Origin of the sequence: Microbacterium esteraromaticum, from assembly GCF_016907315.1 — a bacterium.
GTDB lineage: Bacteria > Actinomycetota > Actinomycetes > Actinomycetales > Microbacteriaceae > Microbacterium > Microbacterium esteraromaticum.
On the sequence record NZ_JAFBBS010000001.1, the window covers coordinates 1152338 to 1174769 of the forward strand.

Genomic DNA, 22432 nt, shown 5'->3' on the forward strand with positions numbered 1-22432 from the left:
AGCAGCCGCGCGCGGGGCGCGACGCTGCTCGACGCTCGAGAGGAGACGCCGATGACGACGACAGAGACCCCAGTGGTGGTGCTCGACGGCGGACTGTCGAACGCACTCGGCGACCGGGGGCATGACCTCAGTGACGACCTGTGGACCGCACGGCTGCTGCGCGACGCGCCCGCCGAGATCGCTGCCGCGCACAGGGCCTACTTCGCGGCCGGCGCCCATGTCGCCACGACCGCCAGCTACCAGGCGAGCTTCAGCGGATTCGAGCGCGCGGGGATGAGTCATGCCGAAGCCGCCGACCTCATCCGGCGCAGCGTGATGATCGCCCGCGACGTGCGCGACGAGGTCGCCGACTCTCAGATCGACGGCCCCGCCCTGCTCGTCGCCGCATCGGTAGGCCCCTACGGAGCCGTGCTCGCGGATGGATCCGAGTACCGGGGCAGATACGGGCTGAGCCGCGCAGCGCTGCGCGACTTCCACGCCCCGCGGATGGAGCTCTTGGTCGGCGCAGGTCCTGACCTGCTCGCTCTCGAGACGATTCCCGACCTCGACGAGGTGGGAGTGCTCGTCGAGCTCGCCGAGGAGTTCGAGGTGCCCGCATGGCTGTCGTGCACGGTAGCCGGTGATCTGCTGCGCGACGGTCGGCCGGCACGCGAGGCGTTCGCCATGGCTCACGAGCGAACCGGGATCGTGGCGGTCGGCGTGAACTGCTGTGCGCCCGGCGACGTGCTCGCGGCGGTGCGCTCCGCCGTCGACGCGAGCGGCAAGCCTGCGATCGCCTACCCCAATTCCGGGGAGGTCTGGGACGGTGCCGCGCGCCGATGGACCGGCGAGCCCGGCTTCGAGACCGTTCTCGCCCGCGCCTGGGTCGATGCCGGGGCACGCTTCGTCGGCGGATGCTGTCGCATCGGTCCTGGCGCCATCGCCGGTATCGCCGCAGAGCTGCGGGGGTAGCCGTCGACTCGTGGCGTCCACCCGGATATGAGAGAGCCCCCGACCTCTCGGGGGCCCTCTCATATGGATAAGCGCGGGATCCGACCCGCTCGGGCGTCAGCGCAGGTAGCCGCTGTGCACCCAGCCGGTCTTTCCGGCGTACGTGACCTTTCGCCAGATACCGCTCGATGCGAGCGCCTGGCCGACGCTCTTGCCCTTGGGGATCGTCAGCAGCGCCCTCCTGCTCGTCGACGCCGTGGGTCGGAGGTTCACCGCCACCGTGGTCGTGTAGGTGGTCGGCTTCGGCGCAGCAGAGGGCGCCGCCGCGTTCGTGAGGTAGGTCTTGTACACCCAGCCGGTCTTCCCTGCGTAGGTCACCTTTCGCCAGGAACCGCTCGACGCGAGGATCCGCCCGACGCTCTTGCCCTTCGGGATCATCAGCAGAGGCCTCCTGCTCGTCGACGCCGTCGGTCGCAGGTTCACCGCCCCAGAGGTCTTGTAGACGGCCGCAGATGACGAGCTTCCCGCCGGAGCCGGAGCAGGCTTCGGCACGGTCGTCGGAGCGGGCTTCGGCACGGGCGTCGGAGTCGGCTTCGGCGCGGGCGTCGTGGTCGGCTTCGGCACGGGCGTCGGAGTCGGCTTCGGAGTCGTGACGACGGGGCGTGTCGGGCTGAGCAGCCAGTTCGCGATCCATCCGCTGCGTGAGCCAGCCACGACGGGCAGGAACGAGTTGGTGACCTTGCCAGGCACCGCGGTGACCATGGTGCCAGCGGCGAGATTCGCGACGATGGCGGTCGCGGTCGAGGCTCCTGCGCGCAGGTTCACTGCTCCGGTCGTGTAGTAGGTGCAGGTGGTGGGGATCGGCTTGGCCGTGACCGCGGTAGCCCGTGCTGCCAGGTCGACGCCGCGGGTCTTCAGCCAGGGGACCGGATCGAGCTGCCTGTTGCCGCTCGTCGACTGCTCCCAGAGCTCGAGGTGCAGGTGCGGACCGGTGGAGTTCCCGCTCGAGCCCACAGAGCTGATCTGCTGTCCGGCCGCGACGACCTGACCGACCTTGACGTGCGTCGTCGCCGACCAGATGTGCAGATACTTCGTCGTGTAGGTGACGTTGCCGACGGTGTGCTTGATCTCGATGCGCCCGTTGACCGAGGTCGACCCCGAGACGGTGGCGGTCACGACGCCGGCCGCCACGGCATAGATCGGCGAACCGCTCTTGGCCGCGAGGTCGACCCCGCCGTGCGCCGTCGATGCGCCGGGCATCGGCATGCAGCGCGGACCCTGCCACGCCGAGAGCGTGTACGACTTCGCCGCGAGCGGCATGACGAAGGCCGTCGCCGCAGGCACGGGGGTGGCCGCAATCGGGGCGGTGGTGGCGGCTGCGGCAACGGGCACGGCGGCGACCGCGGCGGCTGGGGACAGCGCCGCGCTCCCCAGCGCGATCGCGGTCGAGAGGGCCAGCGCATGGCGTGATCTGAAGTTCATGATTCTCCGGTCGAATGGCGCGGGGGAACGCCGATGGTCATGACACTAGCGGTGCGATCGGATCCCTGACCAGACACGAGGGGAAAGACGGATGCGCGCAGCGGATGCCCACGCATCCGGACCTGCGCGTGCGCAGGACCCGGACATGCGAAAACCCCCGATTTCTCGGGGGCTTTCATGGCGGTGACGGTGGGATTTGAACCCACGGTAGGGGGTTACCCTACACAACTTTTCGAGAGTTGCACCTTCGGCCGCTCGGACACGTCACCGTCGTCCAGCTTACGACATTCCCCACCCTGAGCGCGAATCGAGCGAGCGCATCCACGCTTCGATCCCGTCGGCATCTATGGGGATCCCATCCGACAGCACCTCGGAGCCGCTCCTCGTGACGAGAAGATCGTCTTCGAGCCGGACCCCGATGCCTCGCAGCTCTGGCGGGAGCGTCTCGTCGAAGGAATGGAAGTAGAGGCCGGGTTCGACGGTCAGCACCATGCCCTCGCGCATCTCGGCTCCCTGGTACGCCGCGTAGGACGAAGCTGCGCAGTCGTGCACATCGATGCCGAGGTGGTGGCCCACCCCGCACACGATGAAGCGCCGGTGGTGCTGGCCGTCGGGCGACAGCGCCTCATCGACCGACACGTCGAGCAGGCCCCAGTCGTGCAGCCCCTGCGCGAGGACCTCCATGCACGCGACATGGAAGTCGCTCCACGGACGCCCCGGCCCAACGGCCGCCAGTCCTGCGCGGTGCGAGCGCTCGACGAGATCATGCACCTGCCGCTGCACCGCCGTGAAGGCCCCGGATGCGGGGAACGTGCGCGTGACATCGGCCGTGTAGCCCGAACGCCGCTCCACGCCCATGTCGAGCAGCAGCAGCGCCTCGGGATCGACGTCGCCGTCTGCGCGCACCCAGTGCAGGATCGGCGCGTGCGAACCCGATCCGACGATCGTCGTGTACCCGGGGCCGTTTCCGACGGTGCGCGCGTGCCGGTCGAAAGTGCCCTGCAGCCAGCGCTCCCCGCCCCGGCGCACGGCGGCAGGGATCTCTGCGACGGTGGCGGCGAAGCCATCCATCGTCCCGTCGACCGCGGCGCGCAACTCGTCGATCTCCCAGGCGTCTTTGACCATCCGCAGCTCCGACAGCACGCGCGCGAGTTCATCCGATCGATCAGCACCCAGCCCGCCGGCCCCTGCGCACACGGTGCCGCCATCGATCGCGAGCTGGTCGACCGAGCGAGTGCGTATGCCCAGGGCATCCGCGTACTCCTCCAGGCCGGGCATGGGCCCGACCCACAGTTCTCCGTACAGCGCCGATCCGAAGAATCCGTCATCTCCGGGCCGGAACGGCGCGGGCAGATACAGCGTCGCGTCATGTCCGCCTGAGACCGGCTCGAGCACGATCACGGCGCCCTCGATCGCGACGCCGACCAGCCAGAGGAAGTCGCTGTCGGCGCGGAACTCGTACGCCGAATCGTTCGCGCGCATCGGCGCGCGGCCGGCGGCGACGGCCATGCGACGTCCCGGCAGAGCCGACGAGAGACGGGCGCGGTGCGCAGCCGCGGCCTCGGCAGCGCCGACGCCGAGGCGCGGCGTGCGATCGGCCTGACCCCATCCGCTCTGCATCGAGCGGACGAAGCCCGGCGACAGAGTCAGCCTGGGCATCCGAGGGTCTCGCTCCGCGGGCGCGGGCATGGAGGCCGCCGTGGGAGCGTGGGCATGATCGAGAGTCATGGGTTCCTTTCTGACAGACGCGCTCACTGGCCGGCGGTGCGCACGCGCGAGTCCATCGCCGCGTACAGGACGTCGACGATGAGGTTCGAGACGACCACGAAGAGCCCGCCCAGGAGCACGATGGCAATCACGACCGGGCGATCCTGCATCGCGACGCTCGAGACGGCCAGGTTGCCGACACCGAGCAGGCCGAACACCTGCTCGATCACGATCACTCCGCCGAGCATGAGTCCGATGTCGATGCCCAGCTGAGTGACCAGCGGAGGCATCGCGCTTCGGAAGGCATGCACGTACGTCACTCGCCGCTCCGTGAGTCCCTTCGCACGCGCGGTGCGGATATAGTCCTGTCCGAGCACCTCGAGCATCTGCCCGCGGGTCAGACGCGCGTAAACGGCCGCCACCACGAGCGCGAGCGTGAGCCAGGGCAGCAGAAGATGCCATGCCCAGCCGACCGGGTCCTGCAGAAGCGGCACGTATCCGCTCGGCGGGAAGAGCATGATGCCGGCGCGGGAAGGCAGGAAGTAGAGCAGGTAGAGCGCCACCATGCCGAGCACGAACGTGGGAAAGCTGATGCCCACGATGGCGAACGCCTGTCCGGCGCGATCGCGCACGGTACCAGGACGGCGGGCGGAGGTGATACCTATCGGGATGCCGATCGCGAGCCACAGCACGACGGCGCCGAACACGAGCGACATGGTCACGGGGATACGCGAGGCGAGAAGCTCGGTCACCGGCATGCTCGAGCGGTACGAGTAGCCGAGGTCTCCCTGCAGCAGATTGCCGATGAACTGCAGGTACTGCACGTGGATCGGCTGATCGAGGCCGAGCTTAGTGCGTATCTGCGCCATCAGCTCCTCCGTCGCCTTGTCGCCGGCGATGATCCGTGCCGGGTCGGAGGGGGTGACGTAGAAGAGGAAGAAGACGAACACGCTGAGCAGGAACAGCACCAGCAGCCCGAAGCCGATGCGCGACATGATGAAGCGGGTCACTTGCGGCCTCCCGAACGGCTCGACGGGTCGAGCGCGTCGCGCAGACCGTCGCCAAGCAGGTTGAACGACAGCGTGAGCGCGAGCAGAGCCGCGCCCGGGACGACTACCATCCACCAGGCGACGAGGTAGATCGAGCCGTTGGCGGCGTCGGCGAGCATGTTGCCCCAGCTCGGCGTCGGCGGCACGATGCCGAGCCCGAGGAACGACAGCGTCGCCTCGAAGACGATGGCCGACGGGATCATCAGGGTCGTGTACACGATGATCGGCACGACGAGGTTGGGCACGATGTCGCGGAACATGATCGACCAGCGCGACGACCCGAGCGATCGCGCCGCCTCGACGAACTCGCGATGCCGCAGCGCGACGACCTGACCGCGGATCACGCGGGCGAGGCCCGTCCAGCTGAAGAAGACGATCACCGCGATGGACAACCCGAGGCTGGGGCCCATGACCGAGACCAAGGCGATCGCGCACAGCAGGAACGGCACGCTCATCACGAGGTCGGTGACACGGCTGAGCACCGTGTCGGTCACTCCCCCGACGAACCCGGCGATGATCCCCACGGCCACACCGATGAAGGATGCGGCGATGGACGCCACCACGCCGACCAGCAGCGACACCTGGGCACCGTATGCCAGGCGCACGAGGATGTCGCGGCCGAGCTGATCGGTGCCGAGCGGGAACTCCGCGTTGGGTGCCACTGGCATGCCCTCAGGGCTCAGACCCGTCTCCCGGAACTGATCGGTGGGGCCATGACCGGTCGCCGCCGCGATCACCGGCGCACAGACGGCGAAGAGCACGATCAGCAGGATGACGACGACCGATCCGATGCTCGCCGGATCGCGGCGCAGTCGCTCGAACGTCAGCCGCCACGACCCCTTCAGCTGCACATCGGCCGAGTTGCGCGCCGCGATCAGCGCGGTGCGCGGGGTCATGATCTTCATGCGGCTTCTCCTCCGGCATCAATGAGCGTGCGGGCCCGCGCCTGCTGCCGCACCTCGGGGGCGGCGGCGGCGAGCAGCTTTCGGGTGAACGGATGCTGCGGATCCCGGTACAGCGTCTCGGCGTCGCCGAGTTCGACGATCCGCCCTCCGTCCATGACGGCGATGCGATCGCAGACATGCCGCACCACCGCCAGGTCGTGCGAGATGAAGACGTACGTGAGGCCGAGCTCGCGCTGCAGATCTTCGAGCAGGTTCAGCACCTGCGCCTGAATAGAGACGTCCAGGGCCGACACCGGCTCATCGAGGATGACCAGCTCCGGTCTGAGGGCCAGCGCCCGGGCGATGCCGATGCGCTGACGCTGACCGCCCGAGAACTGCGAGGGGAAGCGGTTGTAGTGCTCGGGGTTCAGCCCGACCAGCTCCATCAGCTCCTGCACCTTCTCGCGACGGGCATCACCGGATTCGAGACGATGGATGCGGAACGGGTCGCCGATGATCGATCCGACGCGGCGCCGCGGATTGAGCGAGCCGAAGGGATCCTGAAAGACGACCTGCACCTTGCGGCGCAGCTCGCGCCATTGGCGATGCGTGAGACCCGTGAGTTCCTGGCCGTCGAAGGTGATCGAACCGGAAGTGGGCGCGATCAGACCGGCGAGGGTGCGCGCGAGAGTGGTCTTACCGCATCCGCTCTCTCCCACCAGCCCGAGCGTCTCGCCACGACGCACCTCGACCGAGATGTCATCGAGCACCGTGCGAGTCTGCTTTCGGCGCTGGGTGAAGGTGAGCGTGACTCCTGAGGCGGCGGCGATCACCCGGGGAGCGTCGGTCGCGACCGGAACCTCTCCCGGGGGCTCGGGCGCGGCTGGCGTCGAGGGCGCCTCCTCGAGCCAGCACTCCACTTCTGTGCCGTCGTCGTAGCGGCGCACCGGCGGCCGGGTCTGGCAGATCTCCATGACATCGGGGCAGCGATCCGCGAACACGCATCCGCTCGGCGGTGCGAGCAGGCTCGGCGGCCGTCCCGGGATGGGTGTGAGGGGCACGCCGGGTTCACGGTTGAAGGATGACGAGCGCAGGAGACCTGCCGTGTACGGGTGAGCGGGCGAGCTCAGCACGCTCGCGCTCGACCCCAGTTCCAGGCGGCGACCTCCGTACATCACCATCACCCGATCGGCGACGCGGGAGAGAACTCCCAGGTCGTGACTGATCATCAGCACGGTCGATCCGGTGTCCTCGCGCATCTCCCCCAGCAGATCGAGGATCTGGGCCTGCACCGTCGAGTCCAGCGCGGTGGTCGGCTCGTCGGCGATGATCAGCGCGGGGCCCAGCGACAGGCCCATGGCGATCATCACCCGCTGGCGCATGCCGCCGGAGAACTGGTGCGGATACGCGTCGAAGCGCCCTGCGGCGTCGGGAATGCGCACCTTGTCGAGCAGGTCGATCGCCCGAGCCTTCGCCGCCTGGGCACTCACCTTCTCGTGCGCACGGATCTGCTCGACGATCTGCCATCCGACCGTGTACTGGGGGTGCAGGCTCGACAGCGGGTCCTGGAAGATCATGCTGATCTCCTTGCCGCGCACCGCGCGCATCCCCGCTGTATTGAGGGTGAGCAGGTCGCGACCTCGGAACATCGCGCTCCCGGAGGTCTTCGCGCCGGCCACGAGGCCCATGATCGACTGGACGAGCACGGACTTGCCCGAGCCCGACTCCCCGACGACGCCGAAGAACTCGCCCTGCTGCACGCTGAACGACACGTCGCGCACGGCGTGCACCGTGCCGTCCTCCGTGGGTATGTCGACGACCAGGTTCCGCACGTCGAGAAGTGACATAGTGCTCCTTCGAAGGACCCGGCGGCGACGCGGGCCGCCGCCGGGTGGTGTCTCATCGACCTACTTGGTCAGCCAGAGATTGGTCCAGTCACCGTTCTGGCTCTGGGCGTACGGAGTGAAACCGGCCACCCGCGAGGAGTGGTAGTTGGGCTTCAGCCGGTAGGCGATGCTGACGATCGGCGAATCCGTCATGACGGCCTCGTCGACCTGGTGCCACAGCGCTCCGGACTCCTCGGCGGTGGACGCCGCGAGGGCCTGCTCCGCCAGCTCGTTGGCCTTGTCGCTGTTGTAGTCCACGTAGTTGTATGCCTGCGCGGTGCCGGTGAACACGAACTGCGGCTGGAACACGCTGCGCGCGGCACCGCCCTGCCAGTCCGGCGACCATCCGACCAGGGCCACATCCCACTTGCCGGTGGTGGCGTTCTCGACGTTGGTCATGAAGTTCGCGTAGTAGTCGGTCGGTGGGACGGGTGTGAGTTCGAGGGTGATACCGGCCTTCTTCAGGCTGTCCTGCACGGTCTGGGCGATGTCGGGCTGCGTCCCCACATTGCGGTACGGCATCTTGAGCGTGATGCCGTCAGGGAACCCGGCCTCAGCGAGAAGCTCCTTCGCCTTCTCAGGGTCGCCCTTGCCGCCGTTCGCCGGGTACGGGTCGTACTCCTCGTAGCCGAGGATGCCGGGGCCGAAGATGCCGTTGGTCACACCGGCGAGGTCCTTTCCTCCCATGGTCTGCACCACCGCCGCCTTGTCGACCGCGTACTGCAGCGCCTGGCGCACCTTGAGATCGGTCAGGGCCCCGTCATTGTTCGGCGACTTGGTGTTGATCCACATGAACTGGTCGACGCCGCCGTTGGTCATGGTGGAGAAGTTCTTGTCATTCGCGGCCTTCAGCTGCGTGATGTTCGCGGGACTCGGGGTCAGGTCGAACAGCACGTCGGCAGAGCCGGCCTGCAGCTGCTGCATAGCCGCGTCGCCCTCGACTCCCATCGTCATCTCGATGCCGTCGACATACGCCTTGCGCAGTGGATCGCTCTTCGGGTCCCATGCGTCGTTGCGCTCGAGCACGAACTTCGCGTCGGGACTGTACTCCTTGACCTTGTAGGGCCCGGACGAGACGAACGCCTTGCGGTACTCGGGCGAGTCGGGCAGGTACTCGAGAGCCTCGACCGGGGCGGGGTCGGCGGCGTCGAGAGACAGCATGAAGGGGAAGTCGCTGGCCGGCTTGGTGAGGGTGAACTCGATGGTCTTGTCGTCGGGGGTGGCGATGCCCGAGATGTCATTGCCCTCGATGAACTCCTTCATGGGCTCGACCTCCGGCGCGATCTTCGAGAAGTCGGTGCAGAAGGCCGACATGCCCTCGATCAGGTCGATGAAGTAGCCCGACAGCGCGCCGGAGATGAGCGGGTTGCACAGGCGCTTGAAACCGCGTTCGACGTCAGAGGAGACGATCGCGCGAGCGCCGTCCGGCGCTCCCCAGGTCGTACCGTCACGCAGTGTGATGGTGTACTTCAGACCGTCGGCGCTGGGCTCGGGCACCTCGGTCGCGAGGTCCGGCTGAAGAGTGATGCGCTCCTCGGCGTCGTCGCTCGCGGCATAGCTGAGAAGAGAACGCGACATCGCGCGCATGAAGCTGTAAACCGGCACATACGCCACCAGCTGCGGATCGAGGTGGTCGACGTCGCCGTTGGCCAGCACCTTGAGGACGCCGCCCTTGACCGGCTCGCCTTCCGACGTCGCGGCATCGGAGCCGGATGTCGAGCATCCGCTGGTGATGAGCAGTACGGCTGCAGCCGCAGCCGCTGCCGTGAGGATTCTTCTTCTCGCCATGAGTCGCCTTCGATTCTCGGTTCGGTCTACGGCCCCTGTTCGGGGACAGCATCGCACGGCATCGTCGCCCAGCGATACGTGACATATTACACATCACGCCTTAGGATGGGAGTATGCCCAGCGTCTCCGACCTCACCCTCGTCAGCGCCGAGACGATCGCCGAGCGGGTCACCATGGCCGCAGCGATCGCCGAGCTTCAGCGCGTGCTGCGCGACGGCTTCGATCCCGAGACCGACCTGCCGCGAGGCATCCTCGACGTGCCAGCCGGGCAGCTGCTGCTCATGCCCGCAGCCATCGACGGCGCTGTCGGGCAGAAGTTCGCCACCGTCGCTCCAGGCAATCCCGCGCGCGGGCTCGAGCGCATCCAGGCGCTCTACATCCTGCTCGACGGCGACACCCTCTCCCCCACCGCGATCCTCGACGGCACCGCGCTCACCAGCCTCCGCACCCCCGCGGTCTCGGCGGCGTGCGCCGATCTTCTCGCAGATCCGGGCGCGGGCGACGCGGTCATCTTCGGCACGGGTCCGCAGGCCGTCCGTCACGTCGAGGCGCTGCAGGCCATCCGCCCGCTGCGCACCGTGCGCCTGATCGGCCGGGACGCCGCACGCGCCGAATCCGCCGTGCAGGAGTCGCGCCGGTTCGCACCCGAGGCGCAGATCAGCGCCGGAACCCCGGATGCCGTGCGCGACGCCGACCTGATCGTGTGCGCGACCACGGCATCCGACCCCCTCTTCCCCGCAGATCAGGTGCGCGACGACGCGATGATCATCGCGATCGGATCGCACGAGCCCGAGAAGGCCGAACTGGACCCTGCACTGCTCGGCCGGTCGCAGGTCGTCGTCGAGAGCCGCCGCGTCGCGGCGGCCGAGGCCGGCGACGTCATCCGCGCCGTCCGAGAGGGCGCCATGCGCGAGAGCGATGCGATCACGATGCACCAGCTGTTCACCGGCGCCGTCGCACCGGCATCCGACCGCCCTCGCATCGTCAAGACCTGCGGCATGGGCTGGCAGGACCTCGCCGTCGCCCGTCTGGCCGTCTGAACCGATTGCCCTGAAGCCCGAAGGGGATGCCCATGCGCTGGAGCACAGAGGACTGGCACACCGCCGGTGAACCGTTCCGCATCGTCCAGAACGTGCCGACGCACGGCGCGACCGTCGCGGAACGCCGGGTCGAGGCGATCACCGGCGAGGCCGATGGAATCCGCCGCTTCCTGTGCCTCGAGCCCCGCGGCCACGACGACATGTACGGCGGGTTCATCACCCCGCCCGATGACGAGGGCGCCGACTTCGGCGTGCTCTTCTGGCACAAGGACGGCTTCTCGACCGCCTGCGGGCACGGCACGATCGCTCTCGGCGCCTGGGCGGTGCGCACCGGACGCGTGCCCTCCGACCCCGACGGCGAGACGGTCGTGACGATCGACGTGCCGAGCGGCCGCGTGCAGGCCAGGGTGCGGCAGAGCGGCGGGCGCATCCATGACATCGTCTTCCGCAACGTCGAATCCCGCGTGCTCGAGCGCGGCATCGCGCTGCGCACGTCGCGCGGAGAGGTGACCGTCGACCTCGTGTTCGGCGGCGCTGTGTACGCGACGCTTCCGGCATCCGCCGTCGGACTCGAGGTCACACCCGAGAACACCGCCGCTCTCATCGCGATCGGGCGCGAGATCAAGTGGGCGCTCAACGAGCATCCCGCCGCTCAGCTGAACGACGACCGGCTCAGCGGCGTATACGGAACCATCCTGTTCGACGACCTCGGCCGCACCGGCGACGGACCGCACCAGCGCAACGTGACCGTCTTCGCCGACGGCGAGGTCGACCGCAGCCCGTGCGGCTCGGGCACGGCCGCACGCGTCGCCCTGCTCGCCGCCACCGGCGAACTCGCCGACGGCGAGACCCTCACCCACGACTCGATCATCGGCACCCGCTTCCTCGCACGGGTCGCCGAGCGCACCGACGGCGGCGTGATCCCGGAGGTCACCGGCCAGGCGCACCGCGTGGGAACCTCGACGTTCGAACTCGACGAAGGCGACCCCGTCGCCACCGGATTCAGCCTGCGCTGACCACCAGCGAAACGGAGACCCCATGCGCACAGCATCGATCACCATCACCGGAGCACAGGTGTGGAACGGCGACGGCTTCGACGCCCGCGACGTGCACATCGTCGACGGCAGGGTCGCCGATGCGGGCGACCCTGATGCCCGGCGGCTCGACGGCAGCGGCAGGTGGCTCGTCCCCGGGCTGATCGACGCGCACTTCCACGCGTATGCGACGAGCATGGACGGACTCGAGAACGAACGGGGCCCGCTCAGCTACGCGGCCATCAACGGCGCGACCCGGCTCTCGAAGGCCCTGCAGCGCGGCTTCACCACCGTGCGCGACGTGGCCGGCGGCGACATCGGCCTCGCCCGCGCCATCGATGCCGACCTGTTCCCCTCCCCCCGCTATCACTTCACCGGCCCGGCGCTCAGCCAGACCGGCGGGCACGGCGACCCGCGCTCGGCGCACGTCGACGTGTGCTTCTCGCACGGGCACATGTGCGAGGTCGTCGACGGCGTCGACAACCTGCGCCTGGCCGTGCGGAACCGGCTGCGCACCGGTGCGCATGCGATCAAGGTCATGGCATCCGGAGGCGTCTTCTCACTCACCGATCCCATCCGCGTGCCGCAGTACTCGGCCGACGAGCTGCGCGCCGTGGTCGATGAGGCCACCCGTCGGGGCAGCTACGTCTGCGCGCACGCCTACTCGTCAGAGGCGGTTCAGCACGCGGTGACCGCGGGCGTGCGCTCGATCGAGCACGGCAACCTGATCGACGCCGAGACCGCGCGGCTGATGGCCGAAGCCGGGGCCTTCCTCGTGCCGACCCTCGCCGCGTACGACGCGATGGACCGTCGCGGTGCGGAGATCGGCCTCAACGAGACCTCGCTCGCGAAGAACAGCGAGGTGCTGTCGAAAGGCCAGGACGCCGTGCGCCTCGCCCACGAGGCAGGGGTGCGCGTCGGCTTCGGCACCGACCTCATGGGAGACCTCGAAGACGACCAGCTCGCGGGCATCCGGCTGCAGGTCGAGGCATCGGGCGCCGCCGCGACCCTGCGGTCGATGACCGCTGTGAACGCCGAGCTCATCGGCGACGAGTCGCTCGGCCACCTGAACGCCGGCGCCTACGGAGACGCCGTGCTGCTGGCATCCGACCCGCTCGCCGAGCCCGCTGCACTGTGGCAGCAAGACGCCCGCCTCGCCGTGGTGCGCGCCGGCAGCGTGATCTGAGTGAGCGTCGTCGCCCCTGCTCAACGTCGTCGCCCCTGCTCAGCGTCGTCGCCCCTGCTCAGTCACGTAGCTGAGCAGGGGCGACGACAATGGGCAGGGGCGAGGACGCAGCGCACGGTGCCCCATCACAACCCGCGTCGGGCGTCAGCGCACCGCCGAGCCCCAGCTCTGCGAGACGCCCGCCTCGCTGACGCTCTGCGGAACGCCCCACGGGTTGTCGTCGCGCAGAGGCGCAGGCAGCAGCTCCTGCGGTGCACCCTGATACGAGACGCCGCGAAGGAATCGCGTGATCGCAGCGGTGCCGACGCTCGTGCCGTCGCTCGTCGTCGCGGGGTACGGGCCGCCGTGCTGCATCGCCGGAGTGACCGAGACGCCGGTCGGCCAGCCTCCGAACAGCACGCGGCCGCTGGTCTCGGCGAGCGCGTCGACGAGTTCGGCGAGCGATCCGTCGGAGAGCTCCTCGGGCCGCGCGTGCACGGTCGAGGTCAGGTTGCCGGGGAAGAGACCCGCGTGCAGGGCCGGCAGCGTCGACAGATCGGAGTACCGCACGATCACCGACAGCGGCCCGAACGACTCCTCGAGCAGGGCGTCGCCCGCCGCGACCAGCGAGTCGACATCCACCGACACGACCGTCGGTGTCGCGTAGGTCTGGCCGTCGTCGTCGACGCGCACCTCGCCCTGCGACAGCACCTCGACGCCCGGAGCCTCGAGCACGTCGTCGCGACGCTGCGCGAACGAACGGCCGATTCCGGGGTTGAGCAGCCGGTGCTCGGTGACCGTCGACGCCGCCGACGACACCGATGAGAGGTCGGCGTCTGCAGGCACGAACAGGAAGCCGGGCTTGGTGCACAGCTGGCCTGCCGATCCCGACACCGAGGTCACGAAGCCGTCGAGCAGCGCACCGTCGGCATAGGTCGCGTAGACGGGGTTCACGCTGCCGAGCTCGCCGTAGAACGGGATCGGCACCGGCCGCGACGCCGCGATGTCGGCCAGCATGCGCCCGACGTGCGTCGATCCGGTGAACGCTCCGGCGCGGATGCGCTCGTCCTTCAGCATCGCGACGCCGTTCTCCTGGCCGGAGATCAGCTGGAAGGTGCCCTCGGGCATCCCGGCCGACCGCAGGGCGGAAGTCACGACCTCCGCGGTGCGGCGGGAGAGCTCCGGATGCCCGGAGTGCGCCTTCACGATCACAGGGCAGCCCGCGGCGAGCGCGGCAGCCGTGTCGCCGCCGGCGACCGAGAAGGCGAACGGGAAGTTCGAGGCGGCGAAGTTGAGCACGGGGCCGACAGGCTCGAGCATGCGGCGCACGTCGGGGCGGGGCCCGATCACGTAGTCGGGGTCGGCGCGGTCGATGCGTGCGTCGAGGTACCCACCGTCGAGAATCGTGTCGGCGAACAGGCGCAGCTGCCACGAGGTGCGGCGCAGCTCGCCGGTGAGACGCGCTTCGGCGAGGCCGGTCTCGCGCATCGCGATCGGGATGAGCTCGGGCCCGGCGGCATCCAGGGCATCCGCCACGGCGACCAGCGCGGCCGCGCGCTCACGCGGGCTGGTGCGGGCGAACGGGCGGGCAGCCGCGGACGCGGCGGCCGCGACCTCTTCGATGTCGATCTCGGTCACGTCGGTCTCCTTCATCTTCGTCTCGGTCTCAGTGGCGGTCGGCGCTGCGCCTGCCGCGGGATTGTGCGCTTCGCGCGGATGGATGCCGGGGATCTCTCCGCGCGAAGCGCACATCTCCGCGCGAAGCGCCAGGCTTCAGAACACGAAGCCCTCGGGGAATGGATCGTTCTCGTCGAGCATGTACTGGCCCAGCCCTGTCACCCAGGCGCGCCCCGTGATGGTGGGGATCACGGCAGCCCGGTCGCCGACCGTCGTCTCCCCCACGACCCGCCCGATGAACTCGGTGCCGATGAACGACTCGTTCACGAACGGGGTGTCGAGCGCGAGCTCGCCGCGGGCGTGCAGCTCGGCCATGCGGGCACTGGTTCCGGTGCCGCAGGGCGAGCGGTCGAACCAGCCGGGGTGGATCGCCATCGCGTGCCGTGAGCGCACAGCGTCCGAGCCGGGCGCGATGAACTCGACATGGTGCACGTGGTTCGCCCCCTCGAGCACGGGATGCACGGGCGGGGCCTGCTCGTTGATGGCGTCCATGATCTTCAGGCCAGCGGCGAGGATGTCGTCCTGCCGAGCACGGTCGAACGGCAGCCCGACCTGATCGAGGTCGACGAGGGCGTAGTAGTTGCCGCCGAAAGCGACCGAGTACGTGATCTCGCCGATACCAGGCACGTCGATGCTCTCGTCGAGCCGGTCGACGAAGCTCGGCACGTTCTCGATCGTCACGTCGACGGCGCGGCCGTCTTCGACGCGCACCCGGGCGATCACGAGCCCTGCGGGCACGTCGAGGCGGATCTCGGTGACCGGCTCGGTCACCTCGACCATGCCGGTCTCGACGAGCACGGTCGCTGCTCCGATCGTGCCGTGGCCGCACATGGGCAGGAATCCGGACGCCTCGATGAAGACGATCCCCCAGTCGGCGTCGTCGCGGGCGGGCGGCTGCAGCAGCACGCCTGACATCGCGGCGTGGCCGCGGGGCTCGTTCATGAGAAAGCCGCGCAGCCCGTCGAGGTGCTCCATGGCGTAGAGCCGGCGGTCGTTCATCGTCGCGCCAGGGATGCGTCCGACGCCCCCGGTGACGACGCGGGTGGGCATCCCCTCGGTGTGGGAGTCGACGGCCTGGATGGTGCGGCGAGCGCGCATCAGCTTCCTTCGTTGAGAGTGAGGAACCGACGGGGATGCCGGGTCGCGGCGTCCCCGTCGGTCATTGTCACACGGGTCAGGCGACAGCGGCCGCGCGGGCGGCGATCGCTGCGAGCGCGCGCTCGGTGTCGGCGGTGACCTGGGCGCGCTGCTCGTCCGAGAGCGGGCCGCGCGGCGGACGGGTCGGTCCGCCGTACGAGTTGCCGCAGATGTCCATCGACAGCTTGATGGCCTGCACGAACTCGGTCTTCGAGTCCCAGCGGAACACGGCGACGAGCTGCTCGTACAGCGCCTTGGCCTCGTGCCAGTTGCCGTCGGCGCAGAGGTTGTACAGCTCGACGGCCTCACGCGGGAAGGCGTTCGGGTAGCCGGCGAACCAGCCGACGGCGCCGTTGATCATGAGCTCGAAGAGCACGTCGTCGGCACCGGCGATGATGTCGATGTCGCAGAGCTCCTTGATCTCGTAGACGCGACGGACGTCACCCGAGAACTCCTTGATCGCGACGACCTCGGGGATCTCGGCCAGCTTCGCGACGAGCGAGGGCACCAGGTCGACCTTGGTGTCGAAGGGGTTGTTGTAGGCCATGATCGGCAGGCCGACCTTCGCGACCTCTTCATAGTGGGCGATGACCTCGCGCTCGTTGGCGCGGTAGATGGTCGGGGGCAGCAGCAGCACGCCGTCGGCGCCGTCTTCACGGGCGTGCTCGGCCCACTGACGGGCCTGGTGGCTGCCGACGCCGTGGACGCCCGAGATCACGATGCCTCGGCCGTCGACCGCGTCGACCGCGACCTGGATGACCTTGCGGCGCTCCTCGTCGGTCAGCGACGAGTACTCGCCGAGCGACCCGTTGGGCCCGACGCCGCGGCATCCGTTCGACATGAGGAAGTCGACGTGCTCGCCGAACCGGTCGTAGTCGACGGCGAGGCCGGCGGGTGCCGACGCGTCTTCCTTGAAGGCGAGGGTGGTGGCGACGACGACGCCGCCGAGGTCCATGTTCTGGTCGGTCATTTCAGCTCTCTTCTTCGATGAGTGGGTGGGTGGGACGGTGTGCGGCGAGCTCGCCGATGCGCACCGAGGACAGGACGGGCCGGCGGTCGATGCCGCTGGGTGCGCCGAGGATGTCCTCGACGCTGCGGCCGCAGGTGCGGCCCTGGCAGGCGCCGAGGCCGGCGCGGGTGGCGAGGCGCATGCCGCGCGACGAGGCGGCCGAGTACTCGGCGATCGCCGCCTTCGTCGCTGCTTCGCAGCGGCAGACGATGGTGTCGTCGTCGAGCCAGCCGGTCCAGCCCGGGCGGATGGCGTGCGTCGCCAGTCGCGCGGCGAAGGCCCGCATGCGCCGGCGGGCGGCCACGGGGGCACGCAGGAGCGGGTCGGATGCCCGGATGCCGGCGGCCGAGAGCCCCGCGATCTCGCCCTCGGCGAGCGCGGCGTCGGCTCCCCCGATGCCGGTGATCTCGCCAGCGGCGAAGACGCCGGGCACCGTTGTGAGCTGCTGCTCGTCGGTGCGGACGAACCGCTCGGGGGTGATGTCGCAGCCGAACTGGATCGCGGCCTCGAGCCGAGGGGTGAAGCCGTGCCCGAGAGCGACGGCGTCGCATTCGACGGTGCGCTCGGTGCCGGCGACGGGGCGCCAGTCGGCGTCGATGCGCTGCACGGTGACGGCTTCGACCGACGAGTCGCCGTGGATGCGGGTCACGGCGCTGCCGAAGCGGTACGGGGTGCGGGTCTTCATGAGCGAGGCGACATACGAGCCGAGTTCGCCCGCCTTGCCGGCGGCGGCGGTGAGCTCCCACGCGCGGGCGCCCCAGCCGCGCAGGATCGCGCCGATCGAGGCGGCCTCGACGACCTCGGCGACCTCGCCGCCGAGGACCGCGACGCTCTGCGCGACGGGCAGCAGGAACGGCCCTGCCCCGGCGACGACGGTGCGCGCGCCGAGGCTGACGCCGTCGCGCTTCGCGAGGGCCTGCACAGCGCCGGCCGAGGTGACACCGGGCAGCGTCCAGCCGGGTACGGGCAGCACGCGGTCGTGTGCGCCGGTGGCCAGCACCACGGCATCCGCCTCGAGGGTCTCTGCCCGCCGCTCTGCGCCGTCCACCGGTCCGGTGAGCGCGTGCACCCGCAGGGGTGCGCCGCTCTCGACGCGCCAGACGCTTGCAGACGAGAGCACGCGCACGCCGCCGAGGGCGCTCTCGAGCTCGCGGAATCTGCCGAGCTGGTGCTGCAGCCGCTGATCGGTGAGGGCGGGATGGTGCCGCCAGAACTGCCCGCCGACGCGCTCGCCCTCGTCGACGATCACGACGTCGGCTCCGGCGCGGGCGGCGGATGCTGCGGCGGCGAGCCCCGCGGGCCCGGCGCCGATCACGACGATGCGGCGGACGCTCATGCGCGCACCTCCCGCTCGACGCGATCGCCGTCGCAGGCGGTGCGCTGGCAGGCGCGAACGCCCTCGACGCCGTTGACCGTCACGACGCAGTCCTGGCAGATGCCGATTCCGCAGAAGATGCCGCGTTGGGATCCGCCGGCTGTGCGCCAGGTGCGGCGGCCGTTCGACAGCAGGATGCCGCCGATGCTCTGACCGTCGCGGCCGTCGAGCGGCTGCCCGTCGAATTCGATCCGGATGCTCATGCAGCCACCCCCTGCAGACTGGCACGCGCGGGCAGGAACGGCGTCGGGTCGAGCGGCGCCTCGGTGCCGAGCACCGCGTGCGCGATGAGCGCGCCGGTGGTCGGGGCGAGGCCGATGCCTGCACCCTCGTGCCCGGCGGCGTGGAAGAGGCCGGCGATCCGGGCATCCGGTCCGATGGCCGGAAGGTGATCGGGGGCGTACGGGCGGAAGCCGTAGTAGGTGCGCAGCAGCATGGTGTCGCGCAGGAAGGGGAAGAGCCGCGTGGCCTTGGCGGCGATCTCGGCGAGGGGTTCGAGCAGGCCCTCGTCCGAGAAGCCCACGCGTTCGCGGCTCGAGCCGATCAGCACCGTGCCACCAGGCGTCGATTCGACGACCGTGGAGGTCTGCAGCGCGGCATCCCCCGACCCGACGGCTCCAACGTAGTCGGCGTCGTACACCTTGTGGAAGACGCGCTGCGGCATCGGCGCCGTCACCAGGATGGTGCCGCGGCGGGGGCGGATGTCGAGGGTCGACCCGAACAGCGCCGCCGCGTCTCCGGCCCAGGGCCCCGCGCAGTTGACGACCGCATCGGCGTCGATGCGCCCGGTGGGCGTGAGCACGCCGCGCACCCGATCGGCCTCGACGACGGCCCCGGTTACCTCGGTGATATGCAGCTGCGCGCCGAGGTGGCGCGCGCGGGCGAGCATCGCCTGGGTCGCCAGGCTCGGCTGCACCTGCGCGTCGTCGGGGTAGTGCACGCCGAGCGCGATGTCGGATGCGAGGTGCGGCTCAGCGGCCCGAAGCGCGTGCTCGTCGAGCACGTCGCCGCGGATGCCGATGCCGCGCTGCGAGTCCGCGAAGCGCTGGAGCGCCTCGGCCCCGCCCTCGAAGGCGACCACGATGCCGCCCTTCGCCTCGAACTCGGTGGCCGGCTGACCTGGTACCCGGTCGCCGTCGAGCCGTTCGGCGAGCTCGCGCCAAGCGCGGTTCGCTTCGATGGCCATGAGCGCTTCGGCGCCTGGCTCCTTGTCGGAGACGAGGATGTTGCCCTCGCAGCGGCTGGAGGTCTCGCCCGCCACGCCGACCCGGTCGACGACGACGACATCGGCGCCGGCCTCGGTGAGGGCGAGCGCGCATGCCGCGCCGACAGCGCCGGCGCCGATCACGATGATCCGCATCGCTCCCCCTTCCCTGCGGGCTCGTGCCCCCTCCACACGAGGGTGACATGTGACATATTACTCTGTGAAACGCAGATGCGCCACCCCACCGGAGTGGCGCATCCGAGTTCTGCCCGAAGGGCGGTCAGCCGCCCAGGTAGGCGTCGATCACTCTCGCATCCGCCGCGAGTTCCGCGGCCGGACCCTCGAGGGTCGTGCTGCCCGTCTCGACGACGTACGCGCGATCAGCGATCTTCAGTGCGGCCCTCGCGTTCTGCTCGACGAGCAGCACCGTCGTGCCCTGCGCATTCACCGCCTGCACCGTCTCCATGACCTGCTTGACGACCAGAGGGGCGAGACCCATCGACGGCTCGTCGAGCAGCAGCAGCTTCGGACCGCCGATGATCGCGCGCCCGATGGCGACCATCTGCTGCTCACCTCCCGACAGCGTGCCGCCCTGCTGCCTGCGGCGCTCGGCGAGCCGCGGCATCAGGCTGTAGACCTGATCGACGCGCTCCGCGATCTTCTTCTGATCGCGCACGGTGTACCCGCCCAGAAGCAGGTTCTCGTGCACGGTCATGGTCGAGAAGATGCGCCGCCCCTCCGGCACGTGGATGAGGCCGGCCGACACGATGTCCCACGGCTTCGCGGTCGCGAGATCCATGTCGCCCCAGCGCACCGTGCCAGACTTCGGGCGCACGAGGCCCGAGAGCATGTTCATCGTGGTCGACTTGCCCGCACCGTTGTTGCCGAGCAGGCAGACGATCTCACCCTCGCGCACCTCGAAGCTCAGCGCGCGCAGGGCGTGCACCCTCCCGTAGTAGACCTCGGCGGCGTCGACGGTCAGCGTGCTCATGAGCGCTTCTCCCTGCGGGTCTTGTCGGAGCCGGTGTCGAGCAGCGACAGATCCACCGTGCCCGTCTGCAGCTTCGTGTCGTCGATCGGCTCGTCCTCGACACCGAGGTACGCCTCGATCACGACCGGGTCGTTCTTGATCTGCTCGGGGGTGCCTACGGCGATCTCCTTGCCGTAATTGAGAACCACGATGCGCTCGGCCAGCTCCATGATCAGCCCCATGTCGTGCTCGATGAGCACCACTGCGACGCCGAGATCGCGGATGCGGCGGATCAGCTGCATCAGCGCCTGCTTCTCGTTGAAGTTCAGGCCGGCGGCCGGCTCGTCGAGCAGCAGCAGCTTGGGAGACGTCGCCAGAGCCCTGGCGATCTCGACCCGTCGCTGCTCGCCGTACGGCAGCTGGGTGACATAGAGGTTCTCGTCACCCGTGAACCCGACGAAGTCGAGCCAGCCCCGAGCCTGATCCGCGCACTCCTGCTCGGCCCGGCGGTAGCCCGGGGTGTGCAGCAGCGTGGCCCAGAAGCCCTCGCGCAGATGGGCGTGCATCGCGGTCTTCACGTTGTCGAGCACGCTCAGCTCACGGAACAGCCGCAGGTTCTGGAATGTGCGCGCCATGCCCCACTTGGTGACCCGCGACGGCAGCACCCGGTAGAACCCGAAGCTCTGCAGCAGATCGACCAGGCGCAGACTGCGCCAGATCGACGGCGCCTCGCGGACGATGTCGTTGCCGTCGAACACGACCGACCCCGAGGTGGGAAGGTAGAAGCCCGAGATGCAGTTGAACGCACTCGTCTTGCCCGCGCCGTTCGGACCGATCACGGCGAGGATCTCGCCCGACTCGACGGTGAAGCTCAGCCCGTCGACGGCCTTCACGCCTCCGAACTGCAGACGCAGGTCGGAGACCTCCAGCAGAGCGCTCATCGGCTCTCCTCCCCTTCGACGGTCTCGAGGTCCTCATTGGCGGAGCGCGAGGGCACGGCCATGAACCCCGCCGTGGGCGGCGGGACCGGCTTCTGCCTCTTCAGCCACGGCAGCACCGCGGTCGACGGCCAGAGACCGGCCGGGCGGAACAGCATGACGACCACGAGCAGGATGCCGAAGATCAGGAAGCGCCACTCCGAGAAGTCGCGCAGCAGTTCGGGCGCGAGCGACACGAACAGCGCACCGATGATCACGCCGGGCGTCGAGCCCATGCCGCCGAGCACCACGGCCATCAGGATCAGCGCCGAGTAGAGGAACTGGAAGCTGTTCGGGCTGATCGCCGAGAGGTGCGTGGCCATCAGCTGACCTGCGACTCCTGCCCAGACGGCGCCGATGATGTACGCGGTGATCTTGGCGATGTAGGTGTTGATACCCATCGCCTCAGCTGCGTCCTCGTCGTCGCGAACGGCCTTCCATGCGCGGCCCAGCTTGCCTCGGGCCAGACGGCCGGCGCCGATCACGCCGACGAGCACGACGACGATGCCGACGAAGTAGTAGAACACCACGCGCTGCGGGAACTCGAGTCCGAAGAGGGTGAAGCCGTCGGCGAAGCTCCAGTCGCCGAACTGCCAGGTCGGGATCCCGTGGATGCCCGAAGGGCCGCCGGTGATCTGGAGGTTGTTCGCCGTGATGCGGATGATCTCGCCGAATCCGAGCGTCACGATCGCCAGGTAGTCGCTGCGCAGCCGCAGCGTCGGGGCGCCGATGATCACACCAGCGACGATGCAGGCCAGCACGGTCGCCGGCAGCGCCATCCACATCGGCCAGCCGACGACGGTGGTCAGGATGCCCGAGACGTACGCGCCGACCGCGAAGAAGGCGATGTAGCCGAGATCGAGCAGGCCGGCATAGCCGACGACCACGTTCAGCCCCATGCAGAGCATCACGTAGATGAGGGCGCTGGTGGCGATCGACATCGTGTACCGCGACGCGTCGAGGAACGGCAGCACGGCGAGCACCACGACGGCGACGACACCCAGCGCCCGCAGGAACCCGCGGTTGGAGGTGAAGATGCCGCCCGGCGCGTCTGGTCGGTCGAACAGGGGGGAGGGCGCGCGCAGCGCCGAGTCTCGCGTCTTCAGTGAGCGGGACAT

The 22432-nt window shown here is 69.4% G+C and carries 19 protein-coding genes and 1 tRNA gene; 4 read left to right on the forward strand and 16 right to left on the reverse strand.

Going from position 1 to position 22432, the window contains the following annotated elements; all coding sequences use genetic code 11:
- Positions 1 to 51: 51 nt before the first annotated feature.
- Positions 52 to 951 carry a homocysteine S-methyltransferase gene (mmuM, locus tag JOE67_RS05760; RefSeq protein WP_204974545.1) on the forward strand — a complete coding sequence of 300 codons (900 nt, stop codon included), beginning with the start codon at positions 52 to 54 and terminating at the stop codon, positions 949 to 951.
- Positions 952 to 1047: 96 nt separating this feature from the next.
- On the opposite strand, the gene JOE67_RS05765 is transcribed toward mmuM, so the two are convergent.
- The 7 genes from JOE67_RS05765 to JOE67_RS05795 form a co-directional block, all read right to left on the reverse strand.
- Complete coding sequence (locus JOE67_RS05765; RefSeq protein ID WP_204974546.1) at positions 1048 to 2412, reverse strand: peptidoglycan DD-metalloendopeptidase family protein; 1365 nt, start codon at positions 2410 to 2412, stop codon at positions 1048 to 1050.
- A gap of 178 nt (positions 2413 to 2590) precedes the next feature.
- Positions 2591 to 2681 (reverse strand) — tRNA-Ser (locus JOE67_RS05770).
- Positions 2682 to 2691: 10 nt separating this feature from the next.
- Positions 2692 to 4071: an aminopeptidase P family protein gene (locus JOE67_RS05775; protein ID WP_338041515.1), complete on the reverse strand. Its 1380-nt coding sequence runs from the start codon at positions 4069 to 4071 to the stop codon at positions 2692 to 2694.
- Between the two features lie 92 nt (positions 4072 to 4163).
- A complete protein-coding gene (locus JOE67_RS05780; RefSeq protein ID WP_204974548.1) occupies positions 4164 to 5129 on the reverse strand; it encodes an ABC transporter permease subunit in 966 nt (321 codons plus the stop codon).
- Positions 5126 to 6073 carry an ABC transporter permease gene (locus JOE67_RS05785; RefSeq protein ID WP_204974549.1) on the reverse strand — a complete coding sequence of 316 codons (948 nt, stop codon included), beginning with the start codon at positions 6071 to 6073 and terminating at the stop codon, positions 5126 to 5128. The genes JOE67_RS05780 and JOE67_RS05785 overlap by 4 nt, the downstream gene beginning before the upstream one ends.
- On the reverse strand, positions 6070 to 7899 hold the full coding sequence (locus JOE67_RS05790) for an ABC transporter ATP-binding protein (RefSeq protein WP_204974550.1): 1830 nt from the start codon (positions 7897 to 7899) through the stop codon (positions 6070 to 6072). The genes JOE67_RS05785 and JOE67_RS05790 overlap by 4 nt, the downstream gene beginning before the upstream one ends.
- Before the next feature lie 60 nt (positions 7900 to 7959).
- Positions 7960 to 9726 (reverse strand): ABC transporter substrate-binding protein, encoded by a 1767-nt coding sequence (locus tag JOE67_RS05795; RefSeq protein ID WP_204974551.1) that lies wholly within the window; start codon positions 9724 to 9726, stop codon positions 7960 to 7962.
- A gap of 113 nt (positions 9727 to 9839) precedes the next feature.
- Here JOE67_RS05795 and JOE67_RS05800 point away from each other — a divergent pair, with 113 nt between their 5' ends.
- From JOE67_RS05800 to JOE67_RS05810, 3 genes are read left to right on the forward strand one after another with little or no spacing between them, the layout of a single operon-like run.
- On the forward strand, positions 9840 to 10766 hold the full coding sequence (locus JOE67_RS05800) for an ornithine cyclodeaminase family protein (protein ID WP_204974552.1): 927 nt from the start codon (positions 9840 to 9842) through the stop codon (positions 10764 to 10766).
- Between the two features lie 32 nt (positions 10767 to 10798).
- The gene (locus tag JOE67_RS05805; protein WP_239528006.1) at positions 10799 to 11782 is read left to right on the forward strand and encodes a proline racemase family protein; all 984 of its coding nucleotides are present in this window, start codon (positions 10799 to 10801) and stop codon (positions 11780 to 11782) included.
- Positions 11783 to 11804: 22 nt separating this feature from the next.
- Positions 11805 to 12986 carry a metal-dependent hydrolase family protein gene (locus JOE67_RS05810; RefSeq protein ID WP_204974554.1) on the forward strand — a complete coding sequence of 394 codons (1182 nt, stop codon included), beginning with the start codon at positions 11805 to 11807 and terminating at the stop codon, positions 12984 to 12986.
- A gap of 144 nt (positions 12987 to 13130) precedes the next feature.
- On the opposite strand, the gene JOE67_RS05815 is transcribed toward JOE67_RS05810, so the two are convergent.
- The 9 genes from JOE67_RS05815 to JOE67_RS05855 all read right to left on the reverse strand — a co-directional run bounded on the left by JOE67_RS05815 (position 13131) and on the right by JOE67_RS05855 (position 22432).
- Positions 13131 to 14618, reverse strand: coding sequence for an aldehyde dehydrogenase (NADP(+)) (locus JOE67_RS05815; protein ID WP_204976725.1), 1488 nt, complete (start codon positions 14616 to 14618; stop codon positions 13131 to 13133).
- A 120-nt stretch (positions 14619 to 14738) separates the two neighbouring features.
- On the reverse strand, positions 14739 to 15740 hold the full coding sequence (locus JOE67_RS05820; protein ID WP_204974555.1) for a proline racemase family protein: 1002 nt from the start codon (positions 15738 to 15740) through the stop codon (positions 14739 to 14741).
- A gap of 76 nt (positions 15741 to 15816) precedes the next feature.
- On the reverse strand, positions 15817 to 16749 hold the full coding sequence (locus JOE67_RS05825; RefSeq protein ID WP_204974556.1) for a dihydrodipicolinate synthase family protein: 933 nt from the start codon (positions 16747 to 16749) through the stop codon (positions 15817 to 15819).
- A gap of 1 nt (position 16750) precedes the next feature.
- A complete protein-coding gene (locus tag JOE67_RS05830) occupies positions 16751 to 18124 on the reverse strand; it encodes an FAD-dependent oxidoreductase (RefSeq protein ID WP_204974557.1) in 1374 nt (457 codons plus the stop codon).
- Positions 18121 to 18366: a (2Fe-2S)-binding protein gene (locus tag JOE67_RS05835; RefSeq protein ID WP_204974558.1), complete on the reverse strand. Its 246-nt coding sequence runs from the start codon at positions 18364 to 18366 to the stop codon at positions 18121 to 18123. Before JOE67_RS05835 ends, JOE67_RS05830 begins: the two co-directional genes overlap by 4 nt.
- A complete protein-coding gene (locus JOE67_RS05840; protein ID WP_204974559.1) occupies positions 18363 to 19523 on the reverse strand; it encodes an NAD(P)/FAD-dependent oxidoreductase in 1161 nt (386 codons plus the stop codon). The genes JOE67_RS05835 and JOE67_RS05840 overlap by 4 nt, the downstream gene beginning before the upstream one ends.
- Before the next feature lie 124 nt (positions 19524 to 19647).
- Entirely contained in the window at positions 19648 to 20358 is a 711-nt protein-coding gene (locus JOE67_RS05845; protein WP_204974560.1) for an ABC transporter ATP-binding protein, read from the reverse strand.
- Complete coding sequence (locus JOE67_RS05850; RefSeq protein ID WP_204974561.1) at positions 20355 to 21278, reverse strand: ABC transporter ATP-binding protein; 924 nt, start codon at positions 21276 to 21278, stop codon at positions 20355 to 20357. The genes JOE67_RS05845 and JOE67_RS05850 overlap by 4 nt, the downstream gene beginning before the upstream one ends.
- A complete protein-coding gene (locus JOE67_RS05855) occupies positions 21275 to 22432 on the reverse strand; it encodes a branched-chain amino acid ABC transporter permease (RefSeq protein ID WP_204974562.1) in 1158 nt (385 codons plus the stop codon). Before JOE67_RS05855 ends, JOE67_RS05850 begins: the two co-directional genes overlap by 4 nt.

Bases quoted from the DNA above. Each gene is read 5' to 3' on its own strand.
- JOE67_RS05805 (WP_239528006.1), top strand. From the start codon at position 10,799: ATGCGCTGGAGCACAGAGGACTGGCACACCGCCGGTGAACCGTTCCGC.
- JOE67_RS05790 (WP_204974550.1), bottom strand. From the start codon at position 7,899: ATGTCACTTCTCGACGTGCGGAACCTGGTCGTCGACATACCCACGGAG.
- JOE67_RS05855 (WP_204974562.1), bottom strand. From the start codon at position 22,432: ATGTCCCGCTCACTGAAGACGCGAGACTCGGCGCTGCGCGCGCCCTCC.
- JOE67_RS05765 (WP_204974546.1), bottom strand. From the start codon at position 2,412: ATGAACTTCAGATCACGCCATGCGCTGGCCCTCTCGACCGCGATCGCG.
- JOE67_RS05825 (WP_204974556.1), bottom strand. From the start codon at position 16,749: ATGACCGACCAGAACATGGACCTCGGCGGCGTCGTCGTCGCCACCACC.
- JOE67_RS05830 (WP_204974557.1), bottom strand. From the start codon at position 18,124: ATGAGCGTCCGCCGCATCGTCGTGATCGGCGCCGGGCCCGCGGGGCTC.
- JOE67_RS05840 (WP_204974559.1), bottom strand. From the start codon at position 19,523: ATGCGGATCATCGTGATCGGCGCCGGCGCTGTCGGCGCGGCATGCGCG.
- JOE67_RS05810 (WP_204974554.1), top strand. From the start codon at position 11,805: ATGCGCACAGCATCGATCACCATCACCGGAGCACAGGTGTGGAACGGC.
- JOE67_RS05775 (WP_338041515.1), bottom strand. From the start codon at position 4,071: ATGCCCAGGCTGACTCTGTCGCCGGGCTTCGTCCGCTCGATGCAGAGC.
- JOE67_RS05845 (WP_204974560.1), bottom strand. From the start codon at position 20,358: ATGAGCACGCTGACCGTCGACGCCGCCGAGGTCTACTACGGGAGGGTG.
- JOE67_RS05835 (WP_204974558.1), bottom strand. From the start codon at position 18,366: ATGAGCATCCGGATCGAATTCGACGGGCAGCCGCTCGACGGCCGCGAC.
- JOE67_RS05815 (WP_204976725.1), bottom strand. From the start codon at position 14,618: ATGAAGGAGACCGACGTGACCGAGATCGACATCGAAGAGGTCGCGGCC.
- JOE67_RS05820 (WP_204974555.1), bottom strand. From the start codon at position 15,740: ATGCGCGCTCGCCGCACCATCCAGGCCGTCGACTCCCACACCGAGGGG.
- JOE67_RS05850 (WP_204974561.1), bottom strand. From the start codon at position 21,278: ATGAGCGCTCTGCTGGAGGTCTCCGACCTGCGTCTGCAGTTCGGAGGC.
- mmuM (WP_204974545.1), top strand. From the start codon at position 52: ATGACGACGACAGAGACCCCAGTGGTGGTGCTCGACGGCGGACTGTCG.
- JOE67_RS05800 (WP_204974552.1), top strand. From the start codon at position 9,840: ATGCCCAGCGTCTCCGACCTCACCCTCGTCAGCGCCGAGACGATCGCC.
- JOE67_RS05795 (WP_204974551.1), bottom strand. From the start codon at position 9,726: ATGGCGAGAAGAAGAATCCTCACGGCAGCGGCTGCGGCTGCAGCCGTA.
- JOE67_RS05785 (WP_204974549.1), bottom strand. From the start codon at position 6,073: ATGAAGATCATGACCCCGCGCACCGCGCTGATCGCGGCGCGCAACTCG.